Genomic DNA, 6393 nt, shown 5'->3' with positions numbered 1-6393 from the left:
TGTCTGATGCTTCAGGGGGTAAATCTTCTATTTCCAGCTCTCCACCAGAATCTCCTAATTTCATGCGATCGAATACTCGTCCCGCCACTGCTCCTACTTCTGGGCGATCAACATAGTTACGAGCATGGGCAGCCAAAAATCCTTTTTCCAAGCGTACATCATCATCAATAAAAAGAATTATTTCGCCACTACAATGTCTGACCGCATAATTCCTTGCCCCTGGTAAACTCGCCCAAGTCAGACGGAACAATTTAATTTTTCCAGAACTTGCTTGTTCTTCTAAATAAGCTTGAGTCTCTGGTTTATGAGTAGCAGTTTGGTCAACTACCAAAACTTCAAAATTAGGATAGTCTTGTGCAATAACATCCGCGATCGTATCTACCAGAGCTTCTTCACGATTATAGGTAGGAATGACAACAGAAATAGGAATAGCTAATTGTTGATTTTTTTCTTTTAGAGATTGTGCGTTCATTTTTCTCCTTCTTATTTACCATTTTCCATTTCTTCTTCCGCTTTAATTCTTGCTTGTTCCTGTTTATCAATTGCTGGCAACCTCAGAACTACTCCAGCAAAATACCAGTAATAAACCGTAACTGGATCTACATCTAGAGGATAGTAATAAGTGTTGTAGCTAATAATCAAAACAAAAACCCAATAGCATGCACCATAACTGCGTAGACTCTTGTCTTTAACAGAGCGATAAGCTTTGAAACTAGTAAAAGTAATAGTGGTTAGCAAGACTAACATTGCAATTGCGCCGAACTGTCCTATTTCATAAATTAACTTAGGATAATAAGTCTCAATTAACCTAGTTCTACCAAAAGTTCGGGCTGAATTAGTAGCCCGTCCTAACCCTTTGCCCAAAACTCCTACATGGCTGACTTCGTGAAATTGTCCGGTAATAAAAGCAGTGGGTGGTGCAGCTTGCCAGCGACTAACAAAACTATCTATCCGCTCCTGAACAACTACAGGATTGGATACTATTACTCCTCCCAGTACAACACCTAGTCCAATACCTATAGGAAGAAACCTTTTGAGGTTAGCGATCTGACCTGTCAGCACCAGAAGAATTATAGTTACTGTGGGAACCAGAGCTAGAGCAATTCTTTGACCGCTAATAGCTGCATTAACAAAAACCACTGCCATTCCAAATAAACCTCCTATTCGCCAGATAGGAGAGGGGTCACTAAAAGCAACTGCAAAGGTAAAGGCAGCATTAGAAATCAAAAACCATCCCCACTGCCAAGGTGCAACAAAAGTACCCGGTAAACGAATCACACCCTGACTAGGACTAAATAATAGAGCGCCTCCTACTAAACATTTAGCTTTTAGAGTTGCTCTAAATAGTTGTTGTCCAGTAAAACCACGAGTACCTTTACACTTACCTGAACTGAGAAATTGGTACTGTACTATACCAAGTAAACAACAGATAATAGCTAAAATTAGTGTAAGACGCGCAGCAAGTAATAATTCTTTTTTAGTTTTGAGTTTATAGTAAGCACCTGTAATTAAAGGTAGGTAGCCGATCAATGCTTTGAGTCCCAATATTCCCATCAATATTGGTTGTTCATTAACTTGTTCATTAACATTTGGTCTGAGTGGGTCTGGTGGTTCCAACTGTTGAGCACCATTAACGAATAGTAAAGTAAGTAGACAAAAGCCCAATAAAATGTATAAGGGATTTTTCACTACCTTGGGAATGATGAATGGATTTCCTGTTTTTTTGCACCACATACCAATGCCAATCATTGCTGGAATGAAAAAGCCATCTTTTGCTAACTGAAAAATGGGACTTCCTCCACCGATCCAGTAAGTCACAGTGCCAGCAAAGGGCATATAAATTAGGAAGGCCCAAAGTCCTAAAATTGGATACTTGAAGGAAAAACCTAAAACTGCCACACCACCACCACCAGCGAGGGCTATTTTTGGCTCCGCTATGAAAAATAACGTTATACCAATAACAAGACCAAGACCACCATAAGTAACAAGAGCGCCAATAACCTGCTGAATTTGTTTAGCTCTTTGGCGCTTTCTGGCAGCTAATTCCTTTTTGCTAACCTGGGGAGCAGCAGGTTTGCCTTTCTTTTTTGATTTGCTTTTTGATTTTTTTTTAGACTTTTGTTTTGTCGGCATTGTTAAGTCAGTTTTAGGCCAGATATTGCTGGACTGCTAAAACTAAGTTCTCTGTCCAGTAGCTTGCGAGTTCAGCATTAATTGCCTCTACCATAACTCTAATTAGTGGTTCTGTGCCAGAGGCTCGGACTAAAACCCGCCCTACATCTGCTAAAGCTGTTTCTGCTTCTTCTATAGCTCTGACTAATGGTTCGCAGTTTTTCCAGTTAGCTCGGCGATCGCGGTCTTCTACCCGGACATTTCGGAGCAATTGGGGATAGGTCTGGAAGCTTTGGTCTACTAATTCTGCTAGGGAGACTTCTGAGCTTTTGACTAGAGCTGCTAAATGTAGGGCTGTCATTAGACCATCTCCTGTAAGGCCATAGTGAGGACAGAGAATATGTCCTGATTGCTCGCCGCCTAACATTGAGCCTGTCCGCTGCATTTCTGCATGAACATATTGGTCTCCTACTTTAGTCCTCAATATTTGTCCACCCTGTTTGTGCCAAGCACGTTCAAATCCTAAATTGGCCATGACTGTCGTGACAATCAAGTTGTTTGGCAATAACCCGGCTTTACTTAAGCTTTGGCCCCAGAAGTAGAGTATATAATCTCCATCTATTGAACGACCTTGAGAATCTACTGCTAATACTCGGTCAGCATCTCCATCAAAGGCAAATCCTATATCAGCTTTGTTTTCTACTACTGCTTGTTGCAGGGAATGGAGATGAGTAGACCCACAGTTGACATTGATACGATCGCCGTTTGGTTGGTCATGTAAACAAATGACTTCTGCCCCCATTCCCTGGAAAACTTCTGGGGCGGTATGAACTGCTGCTCCCCAAGCTAAGTCCAGAACTATTTTCATTCCCTGGAAATGTCCTGGTATTAAAGGAGAATGTAGAGATGCTTGGTACTCCTTGACTAATTCTGGTCTATGGTAATGCTGTCCCCAGTTATTGTGAATAGCTGGAAAATCTGCCATTCCTCTAATTCCAGATTCTATTTGTTTCTGTAATTCTGAAGAGAGTTTTGTACCATCGGAACCAAAAAATTTAATCCCATTATCTTCGGGTGGGTTATGACTAGCAGAAATCATTACCCCGCCTATTGCTTCTGAAACGCTAGTAAGATAAGCAACACAAGGGGTAGGGCATAAACCTAAATTCCAAACTTCTAACCCTGCTGCGGTTAAACCTGCTGATAGAGCCATTCCTAGCATATTGCCTGAATTTCTGGTATCTTGACCCATAATTACAAGGCCACAGTTTGGAGAATATTGGCGCAATACCTGTCCTGCCCAAAAGCCTATTTGTAAGGCTAGGGGGGCGTTTAGTAGTTCTCCTGCTTTGCCCCGGATGCCATCTGTACCGAATAGGGGTGTTGTGGGCAGTAAGGTATGGTTCCAAGGCAATGTTGTTGTTATTGCTGTGGGTGATAAGTTAAAAGTATTTTGTCCATAAGTTGGTTTGAATGATGGTATTGCTACCATAATTTTCACTCCTCGTCAATATTTAGTTATTCTCACTCTCAAGAAAGAGAATAGCACTTCCTGATTGAATAGATAATTTTGAATTATTTATAGCGCTGTGTGCAGGCAACAGGCAATAGTGTCAGTCCAGTAGGGTGTGTTAGCGGTAGCGTAACACAAAACCCTATATTTATTGTCAGTGCCTAATTCCTGAGAGTTTCGACTTAGTTAACGATTTGCGATACGGAGCGCGATATAATACGCTAGTTCTCTTCACATATTTGTAACGAAGGTGAAATTTGTATCTTCTGCACTAATCGCTGCAAGTAACATTTCTGGGGTGTCTATCTATGAAAGGGCGATCGCTCCATAGCTAAGAAGGAGGCGATCGCTTTTTTTCCAGCCTACTCCTGGGCCTTTGAAGTATAGCGCTGCGCGCAGGCAACAGGCAACAACTCCGGAAGGCAATAGGGGGAATAAATTGCGGATAGTATAAGACTTTTAGCTATTGGACACCTCCTGCAATTTGTAAATATGCCAGCGCACATTGCTATAGGAGTTTCTGGCCTCCCTCTGGGGAGTAGGGGAGATGGAGATCAGATGGAATATTTAACTTCTGACTTCTGACTTTTGACTTCGTTAATGCTTGCTGTCTATTGTTTGTTGAATAAATATTCATATAGATTTTATGAGATTGACAAATGATTCAATTTGTGCAGGTAGCTAATAACGGTTGATTTTCACTATGAAGAAAAGCCTAATTATATGAACTTTTATATGAACTTTGATGAGTCATATCAGTAAATATCCTTACGTCTTTAGAAAGGGTAGGAGATATAGGTCCTGAAGAATACTTCCCACAGTTTAGTACATCACAACCTCCTATAAAACTTAAACTGTCTGGTGGAAGTGGAGTAATAAAAGATGGAGACACAGTAAAAATAGAGACGACGAAGCTTCTGTAGGAGACAAGAAAACTCTTGGTGCATGGAGTACTCCCGCACTATACTACTATGATGGCTTGTACGAACAACAAAAATGGACTATTCGGAAAAGAGATAATAGTGATCCAATTATTAATTATGGTGATGAAGTTTATTTTCTGAATAATTATTATGAAGGGCAGTGGTTGTGTATTGAAAATAATGGAAGGTGGCTAACAACAAAAACAAACGCAAATGTTTATTGGGTAATCAAATAGTTGAATAGTTCTCAAGAAAAAATAGAGTTTTCAAAGCTCTATTTTTTTCTTATCATCTTAAATTATTAATCAGATAATTCTGAATTATCTCCCTAGTAGCTAAACCAGTTTTTTTCCAACTAAACTCTTTAGCTCTAGCCAAACTTAAGGTCGAGAGGCGCGATCGCTCTCCTCCATCTTTAGCAATAATATTCATCGCATCTGTTATTTCTCCTACATTTTTCGGGTTAACTAAAATAGCAGCATCTCCCGCAACTTCTGGCAGGGATGAAATATTAGAAGTAATAACAGGAGTACCACAGGCCATTGCTTCTAATACGGGAAAACCAAACCCTTCCCACAGACTAGGAAAAACCAGAGCGATCGCTTGATTGATTATTTTGGGTAATTCTGAATCAGGAACATAGTCTAGAAATTTGACTAATTTTGTTAAACCTAATTCTTTAATTTGAGTTTTTAATGTTGGTGTATAAGTATTATCTGTAGGTCCGGCAAACCATAATTCATACTCGGAAAAATTCGGCAATTTAGCAAATGCTTCTATCAACCGATGCAGATTTTTATAATGGTCATGGCGACCGAGATAAAGAAAGTAATTTTGCGTAGGTAAGTCTAAAAATTGGAATCTTTGAGAGTCATAACCTAAAGGAATAGGTGTAATTTTTTGAGGTGGTATTTGGAAAAAATCAGTAATATCTGTTGCCGTTGCTTGAGAATTACAAATAATATGTTCTGCCTGGTTTAATACTTGAGGAATATAATATTTGAAATAAGCAGTTAAGCGAGAAGCAGGTTTAGGAAAACGTAAAGGAATTAAATCGTGAGCCATTACTATATAACGACACTGAGAAAATAAAGGCGCTTCTGGAAGGGGAGAAAAAAGTAGATTTGCTTGTAATTTTTTATAGATATTTGATAATTGAAATTGAGTCCATAATAATCGTCGTAAATGACCTTTTGTTCCCTGAGCGGGCGTCATGTTGTTAGGGATTAGATGGCAGTTAAAATTGGAAATATTATTGGCTACTAACAGGGTAGGATTAAGTTGTTGAAGTTGTGGCAGGATGTTATTAGCGTAGATGGATATTCCTGTTGGTTTTGGAATTAATACTGATAGATTAATTAGAAGTTCCTTAGACATTTGCGCTCACAGGGATTATGGCACGGATATATGGATTAAGAATCCAGCAATAAGTGTAGGTTGGGTTGAGGAACGTTAGCGCCAGCTTATCCGTTAGGATAAACCCAAAATTTTCAGCAAACTAGGTTCAAATCAGACAAAAATTCTTCCTAATTAAATGATACTTTGTTGGGTTTCCCTTCAGGAAGCTCCGCTAACACTTGGTTCTACCCAACCTACAATTATATCTGATAAATTTCCTAATTGCTTTGATTTTAACATGAGCTATTTGATAATTTATTGGTAGCTTAACTAAAGCAGCTATAGACATTTATAGTTAGAGTCAAAAATTTTGAATAGTTTAGGTTGGGTTGAGGAACGTTAGCGCCAGCTTATCCGTTAGGATAAACCCAAAATTTTCAGCAAACTAGGTTCAAATCAGACAAAAATTCTTCCTAATTAAATGATACTTTGTTGGGTTTCCCTTCA

5 protein-coding genes are annotated in these 6393 nt (G+C 39.2%); 1 reads left to right on the top strand and 4 read right to left on the bottom strand.

The window, feature by feature from the left end; all coding sequences use genetic code 11:
* The 3 genes from F6K13_RS13125 to glmM form a co-directional block, all read right to left on the bottom strand.
* Positions 1–472 (bottom strand): glycosyltransferase family A protein (locus tag F6K13_RS13125; RefSeq protein ID WP_287287589.1); only part of this gene is annotated, 472 nt, incomplete at its 3' end.
* Positions 473–483: 11 nt separating this feature from the next.
* Complete coding sequence (hpsL, locus tag F6K13_RS13120) at positions 484–2133, bottom strand: hormogonium polysaccharide biosynthesis protein HpsL (protein ID WP_124142877.1); 1650 nt, start codon at positions 2131–2133, stop codon at positions 484–486.
* 13 nt (positions 2134–2146) lie between these two features.
* Entirely contained in the window at positions 2147–3604 is a 1458-nt protein-coding gene (glmM, locus tag F6K13_RS13115; RefSeq protein WP_124154233.1) for a phosphoglucosamine mutase, read from the bottom strand.
* A 1000-nt stretch (positions 3605–4604) separates the two neighbouring features.
* On the opposite strand from glmM, the gene F6K13_RS13110 reads away from it, so the two are divergent.
* Positions 4605–4784, top strand: coding sequence for a hypothetical protein (locus F6K13_RS13110; protein ID WP_124154232.1), 180 nt, complete (start codon positions 4605–4607; stop codon positions 4782–4784).
* Positions 4785–4836: 52 nt separating this feature from the next.
* Here F6K13_RS13110 and F6K13_RS13105 read toward each other — a convergent pair whose 3' ends face one another.
* Positions 4837–5925: a glycosyltransferase family 1 protein gene (locus F6K13_RS13105; RefSeq protein WP_124154231.1), complete on the bottom strand. Its 1089-nt coding sequence runs from the start codon at positions 5923–5925 to the stop codon at positions 4837–4839.
* Between the last annotated feature and the right edge of the window lie 468 nt (positions 5926–6393).

Source organism: Okeania sp. SIO2B9 (assembly GCF_010672505.1).
Classification (GTDB): Bacteria; Cyanobacteriota; Cyanobacteriia; order Cyanobacteriales; family Microcoleaceae; genus Okeania; species Okeania hirsuta.
Note: the sequence above shows the minus strand (reverse complement) of the source record. Positions and strands in the feature narration are given on the sequence as shown.